We start from the raw sequence: 20,919 nt of genomic DNA, 5'->3' as shown, positions 1-20,919 counted from the left end.
TTGGTTTATTTATTTAAATTTTGTTGACTTTGTGTAATAAAATGGTTTTTTATTTCATTTTTTATCCAGTTAATATCTAAACTATTTAAGCATTCACTCACACCAGAATTATTGCACCCTTCTAGACCGCATGGGACGCACTTTAAATTATTTTGAATTACAGTGTGAATACCCATTTTTTGAATCCCGCCTTTGCTTTGATAGAGGCTTTTGGATTTTGAATTATCCCATGGACCCCAAGCAGATGTATAACTAGGCCCAAAAATAGCTATACACGGCACATCATTGGCTGCAGCCATATGCATTATAGCAGTATCAGTACCGATATATAGCTTTGATTTAGAGCTTAAAAATGCCACTTCATCTAAGCTTAAATTTCCCATAAATACAATTGGGTTTGAGCTACAAAGTGATAAGATATTTTTCATTTTGCTTATCTCATTTGGATTTTTATCACAGGTTAGCACAACTCTTTTATCTAGCTCAATTTCGCAAAAATCAATAATTTTAGCTACTGCTTCATTGCTTAAACACTTATAATCAAACCTAGCCATAGGATGAATATGGATAAAATAATCTGGCAAATTTAAATCATAATTATTAAAATATAAATTTACTTTAGTAGTGATAATATCTTTACCCAAAGCATTAATGGCAGATAAATTTTGCATTACGATATGGCCGTTTGATTTGGATTCGTGAGTTATGAGTTTGTTTAGAATTTGGTTTGTGCCTTTGCGTGATACTATAGTTTTAGCTCCGCTAAATTTAGCTAAGAATATCCCACGATCGCTAGTTTCAGTATTTATTACTATATCAAATTTCTCTTTTCTTAACTCTAAGGCGTATTTTAACTCAAGCCAAATTCGCTTAAATATATTAGATTTTTTAATAGTGCCTCTATCATAGATATGGATTTTATCAATTTGTGGATTATTTTGTATTACTGCTTGAGTTCCTTGATTTAAAGCAAAGTGTATAGAAGCATTAGGATAATGGGTTTTAAGATTAGCAACTAATGGCGTAGTTAAAAGCACATCGCCTATAAATCTAAATTTAATAATTAAAATTTTCATTTGTAAATCTCTGGGTAGAACTGTTTAAATTTCTTATGCATCCAAAAGTACTCATCTGGCTTGCTTTTTATCATATCTTGAGTAGCGCTACTTTGGGCTTGTGTGGCTTGTTTGATTTTATCGCCATTTAGTTGATTGATATCTATTGGGTCATAAAAGATAATCTCATTTTTATCGCCAACTCTTTTGATAAAAGCTGGGATTATTATTGCATTAAGCTTAGCAGCAAAGATACTAGCAGCATGTGTGTGTGAGATACGATTAGAAAAAAACTCACACTCTACTCCATCTCTAATATCTACATTTTGATCAACTAAAATACCAAGAAGTCTTCTATTTTGCAATGCTTTCATAATCGCTCTTGCACCACCACTTTTAGGAATTACTTCTATATTAAATCTACTTCTATTTTTGCTTAAAATTCTATCCATCACAGGACTATCAAGGTTTCTGCCTACAATGCTTACAGGGCCAAATTTAGCTGCCATCGCAAGGCTAAAAAGCTCCCAATTGCCATAATGTGCAGTGGTGATGATAATTGGACGATCTTTGAATTTATCTAAAATTTGAGCATTTTTAAATTCAACTTTAGATAAAATTTGCTCTTTTGTGCTATTTTGATTGCGTAAAAACTCCACGCCAAAGTGAGCAAAATTGCGATAAGTTTGCAAAATAATCTCTTCTATATTCTCAAATTTACACATTTTTAGATTGATTCGCATTATATTTGTATGTTTTTTATCAAATTTGTAAAAGCCTTTTGCAAGTAGATCAAAAAATATATTTTGAATAGCTTTTGGAGTGTAGATTGCGATAAATCTAAGCATATAATATAGCCATAAATATAAAAAATCAACCATTTAAAAGCTCAGAATTTAAAATATTTTTTGCTAAATTTGCTATATTAATTGGTGATATCTCATTTATGCAGTAATCGCTCTTATCTATATTTCTTGCATCGATTTTTTTGCCTGTATCAATAGTATGATTTATAGGCGTGATAAAGCTATTTCTATGGCTTGGTCGATTTCCAAAAAGAGTGATACTAGCTCTATTTTGAGCCCAAGCTAGATGAGTTATACCGCTATCATTGCCAATTACAAGTCCTACGTTTTGCATAAAATCTATTACCTTAGATAAACTCATAGGACTAAGTACTTTAGCATGGGTATTATAAGCAATTTTACTAGCAAGTTCATACTCTTTAGCATTTGCTGATATGATATTAATCTCATAATCTTTTAGCAAATTTATAACTTCATTAAACTTATCATAGCATTTGCTCATTTCGCTTGCAAATGGTGCTATTAAAATAGTTTTAGATGGTTTAGGCTTTATATTTGAGATGAAACAAGCAGATTTTTGCTTGATATCATTATCATTAAAGCTAAAGCCCAAAGCAGCGCTAGCAAGAGCTAAATTTCGCCTTATAATATTCTCATTATAATCAATTTTAAACTTACTCTTATAAAATATAGAAGCTAACGGTTCTTTTATGCTATTTTTATCAAACCCAGCTATATTGCTACCTAAAACTTTAGCTACAAGGGCTGATTTTATAAGGCCTTGAAAATCTATAATAAGATCAAAATGATTACTAAATTCTCTAAGAATTTTAAAACTTTTAATAAATTTTTTATCCTTTAAAGGAAGTGTGATAACATCAACGCCATCTAAAAGATGAACAATACTACTAAATTTTTCATCTACAAACCAGCTAATTTTAGCATCTTTAAAATGCTTTTTGATAAATTGCACAACAATGCTTGTATGAACTATATCACCAAGGGCTGAGAGTCTAATAATTGCTATTTTCAACTAATTTTCCAAGATTTTTTGCTATTATTTTATCTAAATTTGATTAAAAGTTGGTAATTTATGAGCGGTTATATATGTGTATTTGATTGTGAGACTGTGCCTGATTGTGATTCTTTAAGAGAGGCTTATGGTTATGAAGGTGATGATAAGAGCGTAGCACAAATGGCACTTGAGGCGCAAAAAGAGCAAAGTGGAAGTGAGTTTTTGCCAGTTTGTTTTCATAAAGTAGTAACTATTAGTGCAGTAATAGCTGATGAGTTTGGTAGATTTAAAAGAGTATCTACGATTGCTGGAGATAGTGAAGAGAAAAAAATAGCTGAATTTATTAAATTTATAAATGAGCATAATCCTAGACTTGTAAGTTATAATGGTAGAGGCTTTGATCTACCTATGCTGATGATAAGAGCGATGCGTTATAATATAGAAGCTAGTGAGTATTTTAACACCAATGATAGGGCTAATGGCAAGGATAAATGGTGCAATTATAGAAGTAGGTATGATGGAGTTTTTCATCTTGATTTGCTTGATCATATTAGCGATTTTAAGGCTGTAAGCGGGCTAAAGCTAGATCTACTTTGTGCTAGTTTAAATCTGCCTGGTAAATATGATATTTGTGGCGATGAGGTAATGAACTTATACTATAATGGAGAGCAAGATAAAATTGATGAATATTGTGAATCTGATACGCTAAATACATATTGGTTATTTTTAAAATATGAATTATTGCGTGGCAGGTTAAATTTAGATGATTATGCTAATTATTTAAGCTTGATGAATGAGTATCTAAACACCCAAAAATCAGATATGAGTTATAGCATAGTATTTGATAGATATATAAAAAATGAACTTGATAGATTAGGGCGTAGATGATTAGGATATGTTTATTAATTTGGCTAGTTTGTTCTAGTGCTTTTTCTTCTGTAATGCTTCTTAAAGAGTATAAAGATGAAAATCTAACCGGATGGATGATGAGCGAAAAATATGATGGTGTGCGTGCTATTTGGGATGGCAAGGAGTTAAAAAGTCGTAATGGTAATATAATTAATGCACCATCTAGCTTTATAGCTCAATTGCCAGATTTTGCACTTGATGGAGAGCTGTGGAGCAATAGAGGAGAGTTTGAGCTAATCGCTTCTATAGTACTAGATAAAAATCCCGATATTAAAGCATGGCAAAATATTAAGTATATGGTATTTGATCTACCCAAATTTGATGGAAATTTAAGTGATAAAATGGCCTATTTAGAAGAGTTTTTAAGCCTAAATCCAAGTAGTTTTATAAAAGTTGTAAAGCAAACTTATATTCAAAACAATTTCCATGCTTTTGCCTTTTTAGATGAGATTGTAAGCAAAGGTGGCGAAGGTATAGTAGTTCGTGATCCAAATGCATCATATATAAGTGGCCGAAGCGATAAAATACTAAAATTAAAAAAGTGGAATGATAGTGAGTGTCAAATAGTAGCTATAAATAATGGTAAAGGTAAGTATAAAGGTGCTATGGGTTCAGTAGATTGTGTAGATATTTTTAGTAAAATTAAATTTAAAATTGGATCTGGATTTAGTGATGAAATACGAAAAAATCCCCCAAAAATAGGCACCATAATCACATATAAATTTCAAAATCTAACCAATAATAATAAGCCAAGATTTCCAGTATTTTTACGAATTAAAAGAGGTGAATAGATGAAAAAAATTATATTTTTATGCGTATTGATCGTTAGCTTAAATGCGCTAATACTATATGAGCCAAAAACAAAAGAGCAAAAAGAGGGCTACAGATATGGTCAGACGATGCGAATGCTAGGTATGGGCAAATGGGAGTGTGATAGGAAATTTAAAAATATCGATAATGAAAAACTAGAGTGGTGCGAGTATGGTTGGGTTGATAAAAGTGAGGAGATAGATGCTAGAAAGCTTGATTAATGGTATAAAGCTTGTCAATTTTACTAGCTTAGATACTAAAGAGATAAAGATGATTTATAATTGGCGAAACAACCCTAAAATTGCTAGATATATGATAAATAAAAGTATAGAGTGGAATGAGCATATAAGATTTATAGATACTCTTAGTAGTTGTAATGATAAAATATATTTTTTAGCTTATAAAGATGATTTAACAATTGGAGTGATCTCATTTGTAAATATCTCTAAAAGCTCTTGCGAATTTGGGATATATGCTAGTCCAGATTTGCGTGGTATGGGAGATTTACTTATGGAAGTGGTTATAGATTATGCGTTTAATAGGCTGTGTGTTAAAGAGATTTTGGCTAAAGCTTTTATAGATAATTTAAGAGCTATAACGCTTTATAAAAAATTTGAATTTAATATAATTAAAAAGGATAAAGATATGGTATATTTTAGTCGTAAAAAAGATAACATTTAATATAAGATCTCTTTGCCAAAAAAGACTTTTAGCATAATCTAATCCAATAAATTAAATAAAAGTCAAATTTATAGCCAAGATAGGAGTTAAATTGGCTATAATATTGCAAATTTAAGGAGTAGAAATGAATATTTTGATAACCGGTGGTGCTGGATATATTGGTTCGCATGTATTAAAGGCTTTATTAGAGCGTGCAGCTGATAAGATAACTGTAATTGATAATTTTTATAGTGGTTCGCAAGATGCATTAGTAGCGCTTGAGAGTGTAGGCAAATTTGATTTTATCAAATGCGATTTAGCTGATACTGCTCATCTTAAAGAGATTTTTGCTTCGCATAAATTTGATGCTATTATACATTTTGCTGCGTATATAGAGGTGTTTGAGAGTATGCAAAATCCATTAAAATACTATCTAAACAATACTGCAAATACAGCAAATCTTATTAATCTTGCGGTGGAATTTGGCGTAGAGAAGTTTATATTTAGCTCTACAGCTGCAACTTATGGTGAGCCAAAAGATGGAGTAGTATGTGAAAATAGCCCACAAAATCCTATAAATCCATATGGCACATCAAAGCTAATGAGTGAGCAAATTTTAAAAGACGCAGCCGCTGCAAATAGCAAATTTAAGTATGGGATTTTAAGATATTTTAATGTTGCAGGAGCTTCAAGCGACTCTTTAATCGGTCAAAACTATCCAAACGCAACTCATTTAATTAAAGTTGCTACACAAACAATAACTGGCAAAAGAGCAAATATGAGTATTTTTGGGCGTGATTATGATACTAAAGATGGGACTTGTATTAGAGATTATATTCATATCGAAGACCTTGCTAGTGCACATTTATCGGTTTTGGATTATTTAAATAGCAATGATAGTGATATCTTTAATGTCGGATATGGGCATGGATTTAGCGTACTTGAGGTTATAAATACTGCTAAGAAAATAAGCGGTGTGGATTTTGAAGTAATAGATGCGCCAAGACGCTTAGGCGATCCTGCTGTGCTTATAGCAGATTCATCTAAACTTAGAAATCTTACATCTTGGAAGCCTAAAAAGGATAATCTAGAGACTATAATCGCCTCAGCACTTGCATGGGAGAAAAAGATTTAAATTTGTTATATATTGCGATCTTGCTTGCAAAAGTGATAAATAATTTTAAATTTTTAGCTCCAGCAAAGTTGGAGCTAAATCTCAAATAACATATAATTAATGGCTTTACCATCTTTGTGATAAAAATAAATTTTTATCTATTTTCTAGCTAAATTTGGCTATGATTCTAGCCAAATTTAGTATTTAATGATTAATTACAACCGCAATGTCCGCAGCAACTAGCTACTGGATGAAGCTCATCGATGTAGAATTTAACTGAGTTTAATCCCTCTTTTTTCGCCCATTCATAAGCTGTGCTTACAAAATCCCAATTGATATTTTCATAGAATTTCTCTAAATACGCTGGGCGAGCATTGCGATTATCAATGTAATATGCGTGCTCCCATACATCTACTACAAGTAGTGGCACTAATCCATCAGTTACTGGAGTAGCTGCGTTTGAAGTATTTTTAATCTCAAGTTTGCTTGTGTTTGGGTTATAAACTAGCCATGTCCAGCCAGAGCCAAATAGAGTTGTAGCAGAGCTGATAAATTCAGCTTTAAAATCATTAAAATCACTATTTAAAGCTGCTTCTAATTCGCTACTTTTGTCACTTTTTTTAGCTATACAATCCCAGTAAAAATCATGATTATACACTTGTGCAGCATTATTAAATAATCCGCCTTGTGAGCTTACAAGTACATCATACAAACTAGCTTTAGCTAGGTCGCTATCTTTTGTTAGATTATTATAGTTATTTACATATGTTTGGTGGTGTTTGCCGTGGTGATAATCACAGGCTTCTTTACTCACTACTGCGTTGGAATTTGGGTCAAATGGTAGGTTTCTTAACTCTAACATATTTTATCCTTTGGTTAAATTTGAGATTTGAAATTATAGCCTAAAATATTAAATAAGAGTATAAAACTCTTAAATAAATTTACAAATATTGCGAAATTTAAATATCACAACTCTTTTATAGTATCAATAAACTCATCTATTAGCAAAGAGCCTTCAATTTTACTATTTTCAAATACCATAAAATAAAAGTATTTATCCCCAGCCTTATCAGCCCACTTTGAGCCTAATTTGAGCTTTGTCTTGCTATCATCATTTGTTCTATCATCGCCTTTTACTTCTACCATTATGATATTTTCATTTTCGGTGCAAATTATAAAATCTGGGTAATGATTGATAAAAGCATTTATACAAAATCCAGGTTTCATATCTTTATTTCTATGCCACCATTTTATGTTATCTAGTGATACGATTTCGGTTAAAAGCCTATTTTCTAGTGAGTTTAAATTATCTATTTCTTCTTCATATAGGGATTTATCGCGCAAAGAGCTTAGTTTAGAAGCTTGTATTGTTGGCTCAAAACTAAAGGTATTTTCTATTTTAATATTGCCTTTATTTAGCAAATCATAAAATACTTTTTCTCTATATTCACTTTTTAACTCTTTAATTTTATTTTTTATTTTTATTGTGTATGCGTCTATTTCATCTAATAATTTTGCTTTTCTTTCATCGCTTAGATTATTTACTATACGCTCTATATAGTTTTTTAAATCATTTTCGTTTAAAGCATTATCATTTCTTAGCTTATCAAAAATCAAATTTATACTTTGGCGAATTCTAGTTTCATCATTTGTTGTTTTTAGATATTGCTTAAAATACTCTCTTTGCATTTGTGATACTTTTTTATATTTTGGCAAATTATCATCTTTGCTTAAATCTACTTCAAAAATACTGCCTTCTGCTAAGTCAAAATTGATTTGTATATCCTTGTCTGCTAATTTAAAATCTTTTTCCAAATCTTCTTTTTCTAGCACCTTACTATTTAATTCTTCAAATAAAATAGAGCCACTAGGCAAAAGCTTTACAAATTGAGGTATTTTTTCTACTTCAAATTTTATCTTACTAGCTTTAACTTCTAAATCTCCAAAATAATCCAAATTTGATGAAGTCTTCTCTACTTCTTTATCGTATTCATTAGCCTGTGTTTTAGCATTTTTGAGTATATCGTTAGTTTTATTTCCTAACTCTATATTTTTTGCGATATTTTGGGTATTAACATCAGCAGATAAAAACTCACTATTTTTGTCTCCATCGCTATCATTTTCATTGTTAGCATATTCAAGGATATCTTTTAGCTCTTGTGGCTTTTCTGCCATCTCTTCTAGCTCTCTAAAATCCTTTTGCCTATAATCATCTTTGCTAAACCCAGCTCCATTTAATCCAGCTATCACACTTTTAGCGGTTCTTTCAAAGTCATTTGAGCAAGTAAGCACATAGCTTACATTTAATTCTTGATTTGTGTATTTTCTAGCGTTTGGCTGCCTTAACACCCTACCTATTAGCTGTTCTACATCAGCAGTAGAGTTTTTATTAGCAATACTAGCTAAAATATACGCATAAGGACAATCCCAGCCTTCTTTTAGCGCATTTATAGTGATGATATAGCGTATCTTACAATCTTTATGTGATAAATCAATTCCATTTAACTCATTGATTTTGGCAGTTTTTATAGCTATTTGCTCTTTTTCTATACCTATATTTACTAGCTTATTTTTTAGTTTCTCAAAAGTATGCGCATCTTCATTTGCTCCACTTTGTGCTTGAAATAGCACTATTGGGCGTAAATTAGAATTTTCATTTTTTGCTATTGCTTCTAGTCTATTTTGTAAGCTTATTGCATTTTCTATGACACTTGCCACATTTACAAAGTTACATAAAAATACTGGTAGTTTTACCATATTTTCTTGTTTTAGCTCCATAGCGTTTGTGTAGTGTATGATATTTGAGCTATCCTTTGGTGTGGCAGTAAGCTCATAAATAAAACTAGCGTTTAAATTTTCAAGCATTTCAATGCTTAAATCACTCTTTGCGTTGTGGCTCTCATCTACTATCACTATTGGCTTAAAGTTTCTTATTACATTTATTACGCTTAATTTTTCTACATCTTCTAAATTTTCTCTATCATCTAAAAAACTATCAAAATCAAGCAAAGAGCCATTTTGTTGATACATTTTGCGTATTTCTTTATTGTTTATTCTTAGACTAGCAAAGCTTAAAATTGCGATATTTAGGCTTTTTAGATTACTTTTATTTAGCTTAGTTAGTAAATCATTTGAGCTAAAAATTTCTACATCGCTATTAAAATCAGCGTTTAAACGCTCTCTATAAGGGTGTTTAGGGTTTTTTAGATTTTTTAGGGTTTGAGTTAGTATTGCCTCGCTTGGCACTAGCCATATCACAAATATTTTATCTATTTTTGATACTACATCGCTTATTACTTTTATGCTAGCACAAGCTATAAAAGTCTTACCGCCACCAGTTGGCACTTTAGCACAAACATTTGGCACGGCTTTTATTTTGTCGTGGTATTTACCAGCATTTACACCCATGTCTTGCCAGTATTTATTCCAGCCTTCTTTTATACCATAGCTATCTAAACACTCCAAATAGCTTTTTAAATCATTTATAGCCTTTTTTTGATATGATTTTAGCTCCATTTTTATACCTTTTTAATATCTCTTGGAATTTTTTTGAAAGTTATATTGTATTTCATCATAGTCTCATCACTAAGCACACATACATCAGCATAAATCACATAACTACTAGCCTTTTTTAACTTTGCTAAATACTCAAAATCTAGTGTAGTTATTTCATCTTTTTTGTAGATAAAATAATAAGCCACTCCATTACACTCACCTAAAAAATCGCTATCATTTTGTTCGCATTTTTCTTTTGTCTCGCTAAAATAGATATATTCTCTTATTTTTTCTATGCTTATGTTTTCATTTAGATTGCCATTTTCTAGCAGCAGCCTATCTCCAAGCTCATAAAAGCTAAAATCCCCACCAGTAGCGGAATTCTCTGGCTCTTTGCCATAGCCTTTTATCACTCTTCTTACACGCTCAGCTGTGATATTCTCAGCATAGTCTTCCATTTCTACTAAAATGAATTTTCTATTTCCACCATCTTTTTTATTTAGCTCTAAAACTGCATGAGCAGTAGTGCCAGAACCAGCAAAACTATCTAGGATAATGGAATTTTTATCGGTAGCTAATTCTAGAAGTTTTTGTATTAGACTTTTTGGTTTTGGTGTATCAAAAATTTTATTTTCAAAAATAGATTGAATTTCTTTCGTAGCGTCAGTCGTTGTGCCAAATTCTGTAAAAATTGTGCGAGTTTTGATTATCTTTTCATCAACTTCATCAAAATAAATAACTTCATAAGGTGTTAAACGACCTTTTGAATTTTCTTGCCAAAAAATGTGATTTTCATCCAAATTTTCAGGCTTTTTACGCCAACAGCCATCATTACCATTTGGGGCAATAGGATAAAAATCATTGCCATTTGGGTCTTTTATAGGATAGTAAAGAGTTGGTCTATCTGTTCTTAATGAATGGTTACCCCATTTTTCAAGTTTTAAAATTTTTGCTTTTCTACCATTTATTATTTTTGGGAATTCATTTGCTTCGTATTTTTCAGTAGTATTTTTAATTTGCCAAGTTGCTTTTTTGTAGCATAAAATATATTCGTGTTCTCTAGCAAAATTTTCTGAGTCTTGTGAGCCACCTTTTTTCTTTTGCCAAATTATGTTGGCAACGCACCCCCCCCCATAACTTCATCGCACAGCAATTTTAAATTTGCCATTTCATTATCATCTATGCTGATAAAAATCACGCCATCATCGCTTAAAAGTCTGTGAAGTAGCTTTAATCGTGGCAGCATCATACAAAGCCATTTATCGTGGCGAGAGAGGTCGTCCTTTGCTACTACTTCGCCTAGCCATTTTTTAATTTTTGGGCTATTGACATTGTCGTTATATACCCAGTTTTCATTGCCGGTGTTATATGGCGGGTCTATGTAAATGCATTTAATTTTATTTTCGTATTGTGGCAAAAGGGCTTTTAGAGCAAGTAGATTATCGCCTTTGATTATCATATTTTCGCTTGTATCATTTTTAGAATTAAAAGTATATTTTTTCTCTAGCGTGTGATAAGGTGGATTGTATCTTAAAACCTCATCTTTTCCTATCCAATTTAAAGATGGCATATTACTCCTTTTTTTATCTCTGTTCTGTTCCATCAAGCAATGGGACAAATACACACTCATCTAAAATTTTGCTAATGATTTGGCCATTTGATTTTTTGTATTGTGTGGGGATGATTTTGTCTATATTTGCTATGATTTTTAGAGTCTCGATACTCATCTTGATAAACTCATCAAATTTATCTATATTTTGGTTTATAAATTTAAACTCATCAAAATAGCGATAAATTATATTTTTATATAGATCAGCGGATATTAAATTTCGTTTTCTAGGCTTAAAGGTCGGTAGCGATAAATTCTTATAATTTATCGCTAAATTTCTCCACTTATTGCTTTTCATAAAATTATAATTTCACTCTTAAAATCTAATCCCCGCCCTAATAGCAGTATTTATACTATGTGTATCTTTGGTTATCTCGCTTGAGACTAAAAAGTTTATAAATTTATTACCCTTTTCGATATTAGCATCAGCACCAAAATAGACACTATCGGTATTTAGCTTAGTTGTTTGTGTCCAAAGATTATTTTTAGCATCTACAAAATACTCTGTACTACTAAAACTATCGCTATTTAATCGCCTTGTATAAAAAGCAAAGCCATTTAAAGTAGCAAAAAGATTGTTTTGGGTAGCGATATTGTAAGCTATATTGCCACCTAGACTTAAATTTAAGCTATTTATAGATATATCTTTATACCCCTTAGCCAAGATAGCGCCACTCTCTTCAAATCCATCTTGCTTAGTATATATATAATTTAGCATAGATATCGGCGTCCAAACAAAGCTATCATTTATCTCAAAATCTTTTGATAGACCAAGCCCAGTTGAGACAAAATAGCTATTATAATCGGCTTTTAGCTCATCACTTGAGGTTAGGATATAACGACTAGTATCATTAAATCCTATACCGACATCCACGCTAGCTATTAAATTAAAATCGCCAAAATCTTTTAAACCAGCTAAACCTACAGATATTAACTTGCTTGTGATATCTGAGAATCCATAATCCCCTTTTTGGTGAGAATAGTTCAAAAACGCACCCAATTTCACATCATCGCTTACCCATTTGTTGGTACCTAAATTCACAGAATATGTATCGATATTATAGTCATCGCCTTTAAAATATGAGTATGAAACCCTACTGAAAATCTCGCTTTTACTCAAAGCTGCGTTATAACTCTCTAAGATATCATAGACCATACTATCAGTCATATCGCTATTTATGAGAGCTAATTTCGAATTCTTAGCTATAGTAGCGACCTTTGTAGCGCCACTTTGAAGAGTTGCAAATGGCAATGTTTGTTGTCCTAAAGTTCTACCTGTGAAGGTCGCAGCTTCTCCTGCGGATCTTGAGATATCTTTTGAATTTACACTTGATAGAATTTCTTTTTTACGATTATTGCTTGTTGTATCTAATTCTCCAAAGAATTGTTGATATTTTGGGCTTAAATTCGCTGAATTTCTAATCTGTATCAATGACTTAGATACTGCCAAGTTTGTCGCTTGTGAAGAGTTTGTAGGTTTATAGGCATCTTCTTTTATTTCTACTATTATAGTGTTGCTATTGCCAGAATTGTTATTTTGGTTACCGGAATTGTTGTTTTGGTTACCAGATTGGTTACCGGAATTGTTGTTTTGGTTACCAGATTGGTTACCAGATTGGTTACCAGAATTGTTGTTTTGATTGCCAGATTGGTTTCCAGATTGGTTACCAGAATTGTTGTTTTGATTGCCAGATTGGTTTCCAGATTGGTTGCCAGAATTGTTGTTTTGGTTACCGGATTGGTTACCAGAATTATTATTTTGGTTTCCAGATTGATTTCCAGATTGGTTGCCGGAATTGTTGCCAGAATTGTTGTTTTGATTTCCAGATTGGTTGCCGGAATTGTTATTTTGGTTTCCAGAATTGTTGGTATTTTCACTTGATATTATTGTGTTATTATCTTTTAGTTTAAAATTTAAAGTGCTTGTACCTAGGACTGAGATATTAGTAAATTTATCTAGATTTCCATTCTCACTAAGCTTATCAAAATCAATTTTAATCTCTTGCCCAGTTTTGAAAAACTCCCCACTAAGCGGGATATAAACCAAATTTCCGCCCTTGATATCATAGTTTGTAGCGATGATATCTGAGTTTGCTTGGTTATTAAAATTTATGTGTAGGCTTGCGTTTTGATTTTGGGTATATGTGCCATTTACATTTAAAACGCCGATTTGCCCCGCTCCACCAGGCATCACAATACCGCTTTCATTTATGAGATTTTTGGCTATGGTTCCAGTTCCGCTTATCAAACCACGATTTCTAGCATAGACATCGCCACCAGTGAGCATGCCAATTATTCTAGCCTCACCGCCATTGATAGCGTATAAATTTTGTTTGGCGTTAGTTTCGCCTGATATTAGGATTTGACCGCCATTATCAGCATAGAGAGCTGAATTCTCCGCTGTTACTCTATCAAATTCCAAAATCCCGCCACGAGCTATCGTAGGGCCAAAATAGTTTAGAGTATTTTGGCTAAATGTCAAAGTCCCATCGCCAGTTTTTATAAATCCAGCTTGTAGAGTAGATAAATTCACATTTACTCTATCATCGCTTTTAAGGGAGTTTGTAGCGTCATTTAGATGGTATTTATCATCCCATTTTATCTCATCTATACTGTTTGTGAAGGTGCCATTTAGCCCATTTGTATCGATGGTGTAAAATCCATAATATTTATTATCAAAGCTCTCTATATCACTAGGATTTAGGCGATTTATATTTAGTGCTGCTAAGCCATTTAGAGCCTTACTAGCATCCAAGATACCACTACCTATGAAATCTTCTTTGCTTAGTTTCATCACTGCTACTGAATTTGCTTTGAGACCACTGCTAGCATCGGCATCGCTTTTTAACAAATGTTCTATTATATAGTTTGCTATGGTTTCATCATTTTGGCTTGATTTAAATCCAGCTGCTACTAAATCTTTTTTTACTTGTTCCCAGTCTATACCGCTACCATTTGTTGGCACTTCATGACCAATATAAAAAATGCTATAAAATTCAGACGAGCCAGTTTTGCCGACATTTTTGGTTACTACCAATTTTGGAGTCTCTACATTTTTATTAGCCGTAGTTAGCAAGATATCGCCGATTTGTGAGCCATTTAAAAATGGAAACTTCTGCTCTACCAAAGCTGCCACCCCACTCACAAGCGGCGCAGCAAAGCTAGTCCCAGAATCTGTGATAGTAGTGGTTAGGTCTGTTTGCTCTTTATATCCATTATTAGCATCATAATATGTATAGCCATATCTACCATTAGCTGTTACTATGTTTTGAGCCGGCGCCATAATACCATAAAGCGAGGCTGATCCAGCAAAAAAATTGCTATAAGTATAGATCCCTTGCTTATTAATTAGCTCATTTAGGATTATTCCGCTTTTTTTATTGCCTGTGCCTTGGCTCCATTTATCGGCTGCGGCTTTCCACTCATCATCAGTGATTCCACCGATTGTTATCTTATCATCTTGGATAGTGATTTTATCAGCGTTCAAGCCCCCAACAGCCAAAAGCCCACGATAGCTCTCATCATAACTTGGCAAAACAGAATTCGCCCTAGGTGAGCTAAAACCATCATTTCCTACGCCAACGATATTTAATATTCCTTGCTCTTTAGATAGTTCGGCCAAGGCTTGAGCCCTTTGCAAACTTATATCACTTTGTGTGAGCTTTTGGAATTCATCATAGCTTATAGCACTGCCATTTTGGCTATTTGGGGCTATAGCCTCTAGACCATTGCCCCATTTGCGATTTATAAGAGCAAATCCATTGCTAACATAGCTATGATTTATCACCTTTACGCCACTATCTATCATCTTTTGGACATCGGCTTTTATATCGCCTGTGTATAATGGGCTTGGATTTAGATATGCTAGGCCATAAAATGTCGCACCATTTGCCACGCCCATTAGATCGCTACTATTACCCACTATGAGAGATGATACTTGAGTGCCATGAAGCATAGTGATCTTATCACCACCAGCGAAGCGATCTGGGTCTATGCTGTTATTTATCGAATTTATCAATTTATTTTGGATTATTGGATTTTTGGTATTAAAGACGCTATCTACAACGCCGACCACCACGCCAGTGCCATCTATATTTGGATTTTCTACTTTGGCATTATGGAGATTTATAACGCTATAAACCTTATCATTGGCCTGTGCTAGGGAATTTGTAGCTGATAATAAAACAGAAGCACAAACTAATGATAGCGTGATTTTTGAGATTTTTTTCACAAATTTTCCTTAAAAATATGATAAATAATTTTGCCTAATAATTAAAATTATCACTTTTTATCACTTTAAATTCGCTTAAATTCATTTAAATTACATTAAAAATTATAAATTTTTAAACCACTATAGCTCAAATATCCAAAATATGATTTTTCATTTAAATAATTTTAAAATATTAAAAATATATAATAATCAAAACTAATAAGGAGATAAAATGAATGTAAATAATACCCAAAAAAATATTGAGAAAAAAAATAAAGAAACATCTCGTATGATTACTCGTGAAGAGTTTGAAAAAACTAGACAATATGGATTAGAAAAACTAAAAGACCCAGAAATTAGAGCCGTATTTATGCGTTTAAAAGATAAATAATGTATTATTTTGATTTGCGATGTGCTATTGATTTTCACGATGATATAATTCGTGAAATAGGTGGTTTAGAAGGATATAATAAAACTCAAATAGGATACCTAAATTCAGCATTAGATCAGATACAAAATGATGATTATTATCCAACTTTTTTTGATAAAATGGCTCATATAATTTTTTCTTGTGTAAAATTTCATCCTTTTTTAGATGGCAACAAAAGAACTGCAATTTATCTTGGTTGTCATTTTGCTAAAGTAAATGGCTTAGATTGTCCAAATCGATATTATACCAAAATGGAACATGTAGTTGTTAAGATTGCCGAAGATTACATATCAAAAGATGATTTAAAAGATATTCTTTCTGTAATTCTCGCTTAAAAATCTCCTAAACAAAGAAATAAGCAATGAAATCAAAAGAAGGGCTTTTAGAGTAGATTATCCCCTTTTGATTATCATAATATCACTATTTTTAGCATTAAAAGTATATTTTTTCTCTAGCGTGTGATAAGGTGGATTGTATCTTAAAACCTCATCTTTTCCTATCCAATTTAAAGATGGCATATTACTCCTTTTTTTATCTCTGCTCTGTTCCATCAAGCAATGGGACAAATACACACTCATCTAAAATTTTGCTAATGATTTGGCCATTTGATTTTTTGTATTGTGTGATATATTGTTTATTATCTTTAGCTACTGGTGCGACCAAAATTCCATCATCTTTAAGCTGGCCAAATAGCCTATCAGGCACACTTTGACAAAAACAACTAAGTATAATCCTATCATAAGGCGCATAGCTTCGCCAACCTAAATTCCCATCATCAAATCGTATAAATACATTATTTATCCCTAAATTTTTCATCAAAGATTTAGCCGAATTTGCCAACGTCTCAATCCTCTCCACACTAAAAACACGCCTTGCGATCTTAGCCAAAATCGCCGCTTGATATCCGCTACCGCAGCCAATCTCTAGTATATTATCGCAATTTTCGGCCTCTAGTGCCATTGTCATCTTAGCTACAGTTAGCGGTGAACTAATCCACTGATTTGAACCAATTGGATGCGCATCAAGCTTAAAAGCATTGATAGATACCGGCACAAAAGGCGTCCTAGGCGTACTGCTAAAGGCCTTATAAACCAAGGGGCTAAGTTCTACTAAATTTGCTATCTCATCGCTCATTTTTTGACATTTTGCTGCTTCTAAACTACTCATCATCTATCCATTTTCTAAATTTTTTAATCAAATTAATATCAAATTTAGCCACATCTGCCTTGCTACCATCAGGGGCAAAAACTGCACTAAATTTCAAATCCACATCGCTACACGCTAAAGTGTAACAACGATTTTGCAGAGCCAAAGCCTTGCATAAAGTCTCATAATGCTCACGCCTGCTTTGCCCCCACATTGCTGGTACTAGTATAACATCAGCGCCACGCAATCTACTCCAAAGATCTATAAATCTAAGCTCAAAACAGATCAAAACGCCAACTTTTATCCCTGCTATTTCTCGTATGGAAATCTCATCTAAATTGCCAAATTTAAAAATTTTATCCTCACCATTTGGCTTAAATAATTTATATTTTCTTTGTTTAAACTCAAGCCCGTTTGAACCTAAAAGCCTAAACTCATTATACCCATCAAACTCGCAGCTATATCCTAGATATGCACCACTTTTTAAAAAATTGGCTAAATTTTCATCCAAATCCAGCCAAAACATCCTATCAAGTCTCTCATAGCCGCTCACACACAGCTCACCACAAAGCGCTAAATCCCCACTTTTAAGCGAACTAGCAAATTCGCAAAGCTCGCTAGCTCTACGAACTGCTCCTAAAGAGCTTAAAACTTGCGTTTTAAGATTAGAAATCATCAAAGCTTAGGCTACCTTTGCTATAATTTGTAACCTTGCTTTCAAAGAAATTTGATTTTTGGTCATTAAATTTAGCAAAATCATCAACCCATTTTATCGGATGAGTTACATTATATAGCTTTTTAAGCCCAATTGATGTAAGTCTATCATCTACTAAATACTTTATATATTGCTCGATTATATCATCTGTAAAGCCCATTATTTGATTTTGAGTAATATATTTACCCCATTCAATCTCTAAAGCTCCAGCCTTTTGAAACATATCATAAATTTTAGCCTCAATTTGTGGAGTAAATAGATCTGGGCTCTCCTTACGAACTGAGTTTATCATATTTTGAAATAAAAGCAAGTGAGTTATCTCATCTCTTTGGATAAACCTTATCATTTGAGCGCTTCCAAGCATCTTTCCAGCCCTTGCTAAGGCATAAATTGCTGTAAATCCACTATAGAAATATACCCCTTCTAGAATTTGATTTGCCACCATAGCTAGAAGCAGTTTCTCATCAGTTACCTCTCCGGCTAACTCTTCATAAACACTTGAAATATAATCATTTTTACGCCTTAAAACCTCATCATGCTTCTCCATCTCATATATTAAATCTGTATTGTCACAGATCGCTTCTACCATTACTGCGTAGCTTTTAGAGTGATTTGCCTCTTCATAAGCTTGACGAGCCAAAACCGCATTTATCTCAGGAGCAGTGATATATGGATTGATATTATCAGCTAGGTTATTTGTCTGAAAGCTATCCATTGAGATAAGCTGGCTCCACACTAAATCATACATACGCTTTTCAGCCGCTGTGAGATTACAAGCATAGTCACGCACATCATCAGTAGTATCAACCTCTTTTGGAAACCAAGTATTTGCCTCCATAAGATCCCAAAGTTTAAGCGCCCAAGTATATTTAGCCTTTGTGAAATTCAAAATTCCATGCGGATTACCATTAAAAATTTTACGCTCACCTAGCGTCTCATTTGATGCTGGATTATATATCTTTTTTCTATGCATTTTCTATCCTTTATCTAAATTTATAAATTAATCATACTCCTTAGCCCTAGCCCTGATATCATCAAAGCTAAATTTGCGTAAAATTTCACCATCTTTAAATACCTTAGTTAGCCAATTTTGCCTACCATTTAACTCATCAAATCTTATAGTTTTATATAGGTCATTCTCTTTAATGAGTGCTAAGCGACCTGATTTTGAGCGTTTTTTGGGATCTGTAACTGGATCTTTATATACATCTCTCCACTTTATCCCATCGCTACTTACGGCATTTACCTTCATAGCAAACCTTAGAGTATCTCTATTTAAGTGTTGAAGCAACGCCCCACCCATACCAAAGACAATATTATCGCTACTAATTTTTCTAAATTTAAGCTCATTTAAGATATCTTCTATACTTTGCGGATTTATCCCATCGCCATATATAAGCCTTATATGATCTGGCAAGACCTTATAACCTTTGGAATTTACGCTATATCCTGCTAGGCTCATCATCTTCTCTATACACTCACTAGCCATTGTTACAGGATTACCACTATCTGGGCGAAGCACCACCTTGCCACCTAGCTTTTTAACCTTATCAAAGAGTTTGCCCCACAAATCAATAGCATTTAAGGTATCATAGCTATCAATCACACAAGCAAAAATCCCATCGCCGTAGCTTTGTACCATATTCTCATAAGCTTGAAATTCCCCATCCTTGCCCCATGAAGTCATCGTGCTATGCTCGCTAGCTGGTATGCTAAATGCCGCCATATCCGCACCATAATATTTTTTGGCAAATAGCGCGCCTGTGATGGTATCAGAGCCTTTGAAATTCACCATATGAGCACTCCCACCAATACCAGCACTCTCAAAGCTACTAACCCCCCTAGCACCAAAATCATGTAAGGCAAAATCGATATTTTCAGGTGTTCCGCTCTCTTTTAAAAAATGTAAGATATTTTGCTTACAAAAGTAGCTATTAGTCGCTACAGCCACAGGATACCAAATTGAGCGCAAAATCGCCGTCTCAAAATACCCCACAAGCCACGCTAAATTCGGATCTGTATTTTTAATCTGTAAAAGGACATTTTCAGTTTGTATAATGCTACCTTCGGCCACCGCCTCTATCTCTAAAGGCAAAACCCCACCATGATGCTCTACTATATATTTCCAGCCATCTTTATTACATTTCATCCCATGTGCTTTGATAAACTCATCAGCCTCATCTATATCATCGTAGCTTATCTTTTGACTTAGATACTCCATCAAAAATATCTGTAATCCATAAAATAACAAGCGATTCCACCGCCCACCACGAGACTCAATATATGAGCTTATAAATTTAATATCTTTTGGGTATTGTAAATAGTGTGAAATTTTGTAACTATCGGTATTTAGTATTGGATTCATATCTGCCTCTTTTGTAAAATTTGGCTTGTATTTTATCAAATTTAATTTGAATTTTGGGCATAATTAACTACAAATCCACTAAATAATTAAACCAAATTTAACCAAAATAGCCACAACTGCAGCGGTGATAAGCCCAGCAAATCCCCCTGCTACCATATCATCGCTCATTACACCAAGACCGCCTTTGAGATTGCGGTCTAGCCTACCAATGATACTAGGCTTAGTAATATCTAAAATTCGAAAAAAGACAAAAGCCAAAATCACACTAATCCAGCCAAATTTATCCACCCCAAACTGCTCCCAGCTAGATAAAGCTATAGATATTGCCACCCACACACCAGCAACCTCATCAATGACTATAGAGCTATCATCGTGTGTGCCACTTTTAGCCTCATAAGAGTCAATCACGCTAATACTAGCCAAAAATAGCAATATACTAGCCATAAATAGCGTCTCAAGCCCGATATAATAATATATAGCCACGCCCGCTATACTTCCAGCCAAGCTACCCCAAGTCCCAGGTGCTGGCCTTAGTAATCCAGAGTAAAAAAATGTTACAAATAGCTTTTGCATTTTCATC

At 33.2% G+C, this 20,919-nt stretch carries 22 protein-coding genes; 7 read left to right on the top strand and 15 right to left on the bottom strand.

Annotated elements, in window-relative coordinates; all coding sequences use genetic code 11:
- Positions 1–5: 5 nt before the first annotated feature.
- Genes CIGNP109_RS06540 through waaC form a run of 3 tightly spaced genes read right to left on the bottom strand, consistent with a single transcriptional unit; the run spans position 6 to position 2,894 of the window.
- On the bottom strand, positions 6–1,076 hold the full coding sequence (locus CIGNP109_RS06540; protein WP_086225295.1) for a glycosyltransferase family 9 protein: 1,071 nt from the start codon (positions 1,074–1,076) through the stop codon (positions 6–8).
- A complete protein-coding gene (locus CIGNP109_RS06535) occupies positions 1,073–1,936 on the bottom strand; it encodes a lipid A biosynthesis lauroyl acyltransferase (RefSeq protein WP_086228658.1) in 864 nt (287 codons plus the stop codon). Before CIGNP109_RS06535 ends, CIGNP109_RS06540 begins: the two co-directional genes overlap by 4 nt.
- Complete coding sequence (waaC, locus tag CIGNP109_RS06530) at positions 1,929–2,894, bottom strand: lipopolysaccharide heptosyltransferase I (protein ID WP_086228657.1); 966 nt, start codon at positions 2,892–2,894, stop codon at positions 1,929–1,931. The genes CIGNP109_RS06535 and waaC overlap by 8 nt, the downstream gene beginning before the upstream one ends.
- A 60-nt stretch (positions 2,895–2,954) precedes the next feature.
- Between waaC and CIGNP109_RS06525 the strand changes: the two genes are divergently transcribed.
- The 5 genes from CIGNP109_RS06525 to galE all read left to right on the top strand — a co-directional run bounded on the left by CIGNP109_RS06525 (position 2,955) and on the right by galE (position 6,390).
- Complete coding sequence (locus tag CIGNP109_RS06525) at positions 2,955–3,764, top strand: 3'-5' exonuclease (RefSeq protein ID WP_086228656.1); 810 nt, start codon at positions 2,955–2,957, stop codon at positions 3,762–3,764.
- Positions 3,761–4,576, top strand: coding sequence for a DNA ligase (locus tag CIGNP109_RS06520; protein ID WP_086228655.1), 816 nt, complete (start codon positions 3,761–3,763; stop codon positions 4,574–4,576). Before CIGNP109_RS06525 ends, CIGNP109_RS06520 begins: the two co-directional genes overlap by 4 nt.
- The gene (locus CIGNP109_RS06515) at positions 4,577–4,816 is read left to right on the top strand and encodes a hypothetical protein (protein ID WP_086228654.1); all 240 of its coding nucleotides are present in this window, start codon (positions 4,577–4,579) and stop codon (positions 4,814–4,816) included.
- Positions 4,797–5,276, top strand: a complete 480-nt coding sequence (pseH, locus tag CIGNP109_RS06510; RefSeq protein ID WP_086228653.1) for a UDP-4-amino-4,6-dideoxy-N-acetyl-beta-L-altrosamine N-acetyltransferase — start codon at positions 4,797–4,799, stop codon at positions 5,274–5,276. Before CIGNP109_RS06515 ends, pseH begins: the two co-directional genes overlap by 20 nt.
- A gap of 124 nt (positions 5,277–5,400) precedes the next feature.
- Positions 5,401–6,390, top strand: coding sequence for a UDP-glucose 4-epimerase GalE (galE, locus tag CIGNP109_RS06505; protein WP_086228652.1), 990 nt, complete (start codon positions 5,401–5,403; stop codon positions 6,388–6,390).
- A 190-nt stretch (positions 6,391–6,580) separates the two neighbouring features.
- On the opposite strand, the gene sodB is transcribed toward galE, so the two are convergent.
- The 6 genes from sodB to CIGNP109_RS06480 all read right to left on the bottom strand — a co-directional run bounded on the left by sodB (position 6,581) and on the right by CIGNP109_RS06480 (position 15,704).
- Complete coding sequence (gene sodB / locus CIGNP109_RS06500; RefSeq protein WP_086228651.1) at positions 6,581–7,231, bottom strand: superoxide dismutase [Fe]; 651 nt, start codon at positions 7,229–7,231, stop codon at positions 6,581–6,583.
- Between the two features lie 104 nt (positions 7,232–7,335).
- The gene (locus CIGNP109_RS06495; RefSeq protein ID WP_086228650.1) at positions 7,336–9,885 is read right to left on the bottom strand and encodes a DEAD/DEAH box helicase; all 2,550 of its coding nucleotides are present in this window, start codon (positions 9,883–9,885) and stop codon (positions 7,336–7,338) included.
- A 2-nt stretch (positions 9,886–9,887) separates the two neighbouring features.
- Complete coding sequence (locus CIGNP109_RS06490; RefSeq protein ID WP_272887911.1) at positions 9,888–10,973, bottom strand: site-specific DNA-methyltransferase; 1,086 nt, start codon at positions 10,971–10,973, stop codon at positions 9,888–9,890.
- The gene (locus tag CIGNP109_RS08785) at positions 10,973–11,434 is read right to left on the bottom strand and encodes a DNA methyltransferase (RefSeq protein ID WP_272887909.1); all 462 of its coding nucleotides are present in this window, start codon (positions 11,432–11,434) and stop codon (positions 10,973–10,975) included. The genes CIGNP109_RS06490 and CIGNP109_RS08785 overlap by 1 nt, the downstream gene beginning before the upstream one ends.
- Before the next feature lie 13 nt (positions 11,435–11,447).
- Complete coding sequence (locus tag CIGNP109_RS06485) at positions 11,448–11,771, bottom strand: hypothetical protein (protein ID WP_086228649.1); 324 nt, start codon at positions 11,769–11,771, stop codon at positions 11,448–11,450.
- Positions 11,772–11,789: 18 nt separating this feature from the next.
- Complete coding sequence (locus CIGNP109_RS06480) at positions 11,790–15,704, bottom strand: S8 family peptidase (RefSeq protein WP_086228648.1); 3,915 nt, start codon at positions 15,702–15,704, stop codon at positions 11,790–11,792.
- A gap of 211 nt (positions 15,705–15,915) precedes the next feature.
- On the opposite strand from CIGNP109_RS06480, the gene CIGNP109_RS08465 reads away from it, so the two are divergent.
- Both CIGNP109_RS08465 and CIGNP109_RS06475 read left to right on the top strand, forming a co-directional pair.
- Positions 15,916–16,074, top strand: a complete 159-nt coding sequence (locus tag CIGNP109_RS08465; RefSeq protein ID WP_180379762.1) for a hypothetical protein — start codon at positions 15,916–15,918, stop codon at positions 16,072–16,074.
- Positions 16,074–16,448, top strand: a complete 375-nt coding sequence (locus CIGNP109_RS06475; protein WP_086228647.1) for a type II toxin-antitoxin system death-on-curing family toxin — start codon at positions 16,074–16,076, stop codon at positions 16,446–16,448. Before CIGNP109_RS08465 ends, CIGNP109_RS06475 begins: the two co-directional genes overlap by 1 nt.
- A 57-nt stretch (positions 16,449–16,505) precedes the next feature.
- On the opposite strand, the gene CIGNP109_RS08780 is transcribed toward CIGNP109_RS06475, so the two are convergent.
- From CIGNP109_RS08780 to CIGNP109_RS06450, 6 genes are all read right to left on the bottom strand, one after another.
- Entirely contained in the window at positions 16,506–16,631 is a 126-nt protein-coding gene (locus tag CIGNP109_RS08780) for a hypothetical protein (protein WP_272887908.1), read from the bottom strand.
- Positions 16,632–16,644: 13 nt separating this feature from the next.
- The gene (locus CIGNP109_RS06470) at positions 16,645–17,280 is read right to left on the bottom strand and encodes a protein-L-isoaspartate(D-aspartate) O-methyltransferase (RefSeq protein WP_086228646.1); all 636 of its coding nucleotides are present in this window, start codon (positions 17,278–17,280) and stop codon (positions 16,645–16,647) included.
- Positions 17,273–17,935 (bottom strand): carbon-nitrogen hydrolase family protein, encoded by a 663-nt coding sequence (locus CIGNP109_RS06465; protein WP_086228645.1) that lies wholly within the window; start codon positions 17,933–17,935, stop codon positions 17,273–17,275. The genes CIGNP109_RS06470 and CIGNP109_RS06465 overlap by 8 nt, the downstream gene beginning before the upstream one ends.
- Positions 17,925–18,947 carry a ribonucleotide-diphosphate reductase subunit beta gene (locus tag CIGNP109_RS06460; RefSeq protein WP_086228644.1) on the bottom strand — a complete coding sequence of 341 codons (1,023 nt, stop codon included), beginning with the start codon at positions 18,945–18,947 and terminating at the stop codon, positions 17,925–17,927. The genes CIGNP109_RS06465 and CIGNP109_RS06460 overlap by 11 nt, the downstream gene beginning before the upstream one ends.
- 27 nt (positions 18,948–18,974) lie before the next feature.
- Positions 18,975–20,339: a nicotinate phosphoribosyltransferase gene (locus CIGNP109_RS06455; protein ID WP_086228643.1), complete on the bottom strand. Its 1,365-nt coding sequence runs from the start codon at positions 20,337–20,339 to the stop codon at positions 18,975–18,977.
- A 78-nt stretch (positions 20,340–20,417) separates the two neighbouring features.
- Positions 20,418–20,912, bottom strand: coding sequence for a phosphatidylglycerophosphatase A family protein (locus CIGNP109_RS06450; protein WP_086228642.1), 495 nt, complete (start codon positions 20,910–20,912; stop codon positions 20,418–20,420).
- Between the last annotated feature and the right edge of the window lie 7 nt (positions 20,913–20,919).

This window comes from Campylobacter sp. P0109 (assembly GCF_002138755.1).
Classification (GTDB): Bacteria; Campylobacterota; Campylobacteria; order Campylobacterales; family Campylobacteraceae; genus Campylobacter; species Campylobacter devanensis.
Note: the sequence above shows the minus strand (reverse complement) of the source record. Positions and strands in the feature narration are given on the sequence as shown.

Bases quoted from the DNA above. Each gene is read 5' to 3' on its own strand.
- pseH (WP_086228653.1), top strand. From the start codon at position 4,797: ATGCTAGAAAGCTTGATTAATGGTATAAAGCTTGTCAATTTTACTAGC.
- CIGNP109_RS06540 (WP_086225295.1), bottom strand. From the start codon at position 1,076: ATGAAAATTTTAATTATTAAATTTAGATTTATAGGCGATGTGCTTTTA.
- CIGNP109_RS06455 (WP_086228643.1), bottom strand. From the start codon at position 20,339: ATGAATCCAATACTAAATACCGATAGTTACAAAATTTCACACTATTTA.
- CIGNP109_RS06485 (WP_086228649.1), bottom strand. From the start codon at position 11,771: ATGAAAAGCAATAAGTGGAGAAATTTAGCGATAAATTATAAGAATTTA.
- CIGNP109_RS06495 (WP_086228650.1), bottom strand. From the start codon at position 9,885: ATGGAGCTAAAATCATATCAAAAAAAGGCTATAAATGATTTAAAAAGC.
- CIGNP109_RS06525 (WP_086228656.1), top strand. From the start codon at position 2,955: ATGAGCGGTTATATATGTGTATTTGATTGTGAGACTGTGCCTGATTGT.
- CIGNP109_RS06470 (WP_086228646.1), bottom strand. From the start codon at position 17,280: ATGAGTAGTTTAGAAGCAGCAAAATGTCAAAAAATGAGCGATGAGATA.
- CIGNP109_RS06515 (WP_086228654.1), top strand. From the start codon at position 4,577: ATGAAAAAAATTATATTTTTATGCGTATTGATCGTTAGCTTAAATGCG.
- CIGNP109_RS06475 (WP_086228647.1), top strand. From the start codon at position 16,074: ATGTATTATTTTGATTTGCGATGTGCTATTGATTTTCACGATGATATA.
- sodB (WP_086228651.1), bottom strand. From the start codon at position 7,231: ATGTTAGAGTTAAGAAACCTACCATTTGACCCAAATTCCAACGCAGTA.
- CIGNP109_RS06450 (WP_086228642.1), bottom strand. From the start codon at position 20,912: ATGCAAAAGCTATTTGTAACATTTTTTTACTCTGGATTACTAAGGCCA.
- CIGNP109_RS08465 (WP_180379762.1), top strand. From the start codon at position 15,916: ATGAATGTAAATAATACCCAAAAAAATATTGAGAAAAAAAATAAAGAA.
- galE (WP_086228652.1), top strand. From the start codon at position 5,401: ATGAATATTTTGATAACCGGTGGTGCTGGATATATTGGTTCGCATGTA.
- CIGNP109_RS06520 (WP_086228655.1), top strand. From the start codon at position 3,761: ATGATTAGGATATGTTTATTAATTTGGCTAGTTTGTTCTAGTGCTTTT.
- CIGNP109_RS08780 (WP_272887908.1), bottom strand. From the start codon at position 16,631: ATGCCATCTTTAAATTGGATAGGAAAAGATGAGGTTTTAAGATACAAT.
- CIGNP109_RS06465 (WP_086228645.1), bottom strand. From the start codon at position 17,935: ATGATTTCTAATCTTAAAACGCAAGTTTTAAGCTCTTTAGGAGCAGTT.
- CIGNP109_RS08785 (WP_272887909.1), bottom strand. From the start codon at position 11,434: ATGCCATCTTTAAATTGGATAGGAAAAGATGAGGTTTTAAGATACAAT.
- CIGNP109_RS06535 (WP_086228658.1), bottom strand. From the start codon at position 1,936: ATGGTTGATTTTTTATATTTATGGCTATATTATATGCTTAGATTTATC.
- CIGNP109_RS06460 (WP_086228644.1), bottom strand. From the start codon at position 18,947: ATGCATAGAAAAAAGATATATAATCCAGCATCAAATGAGACGCTAGGT.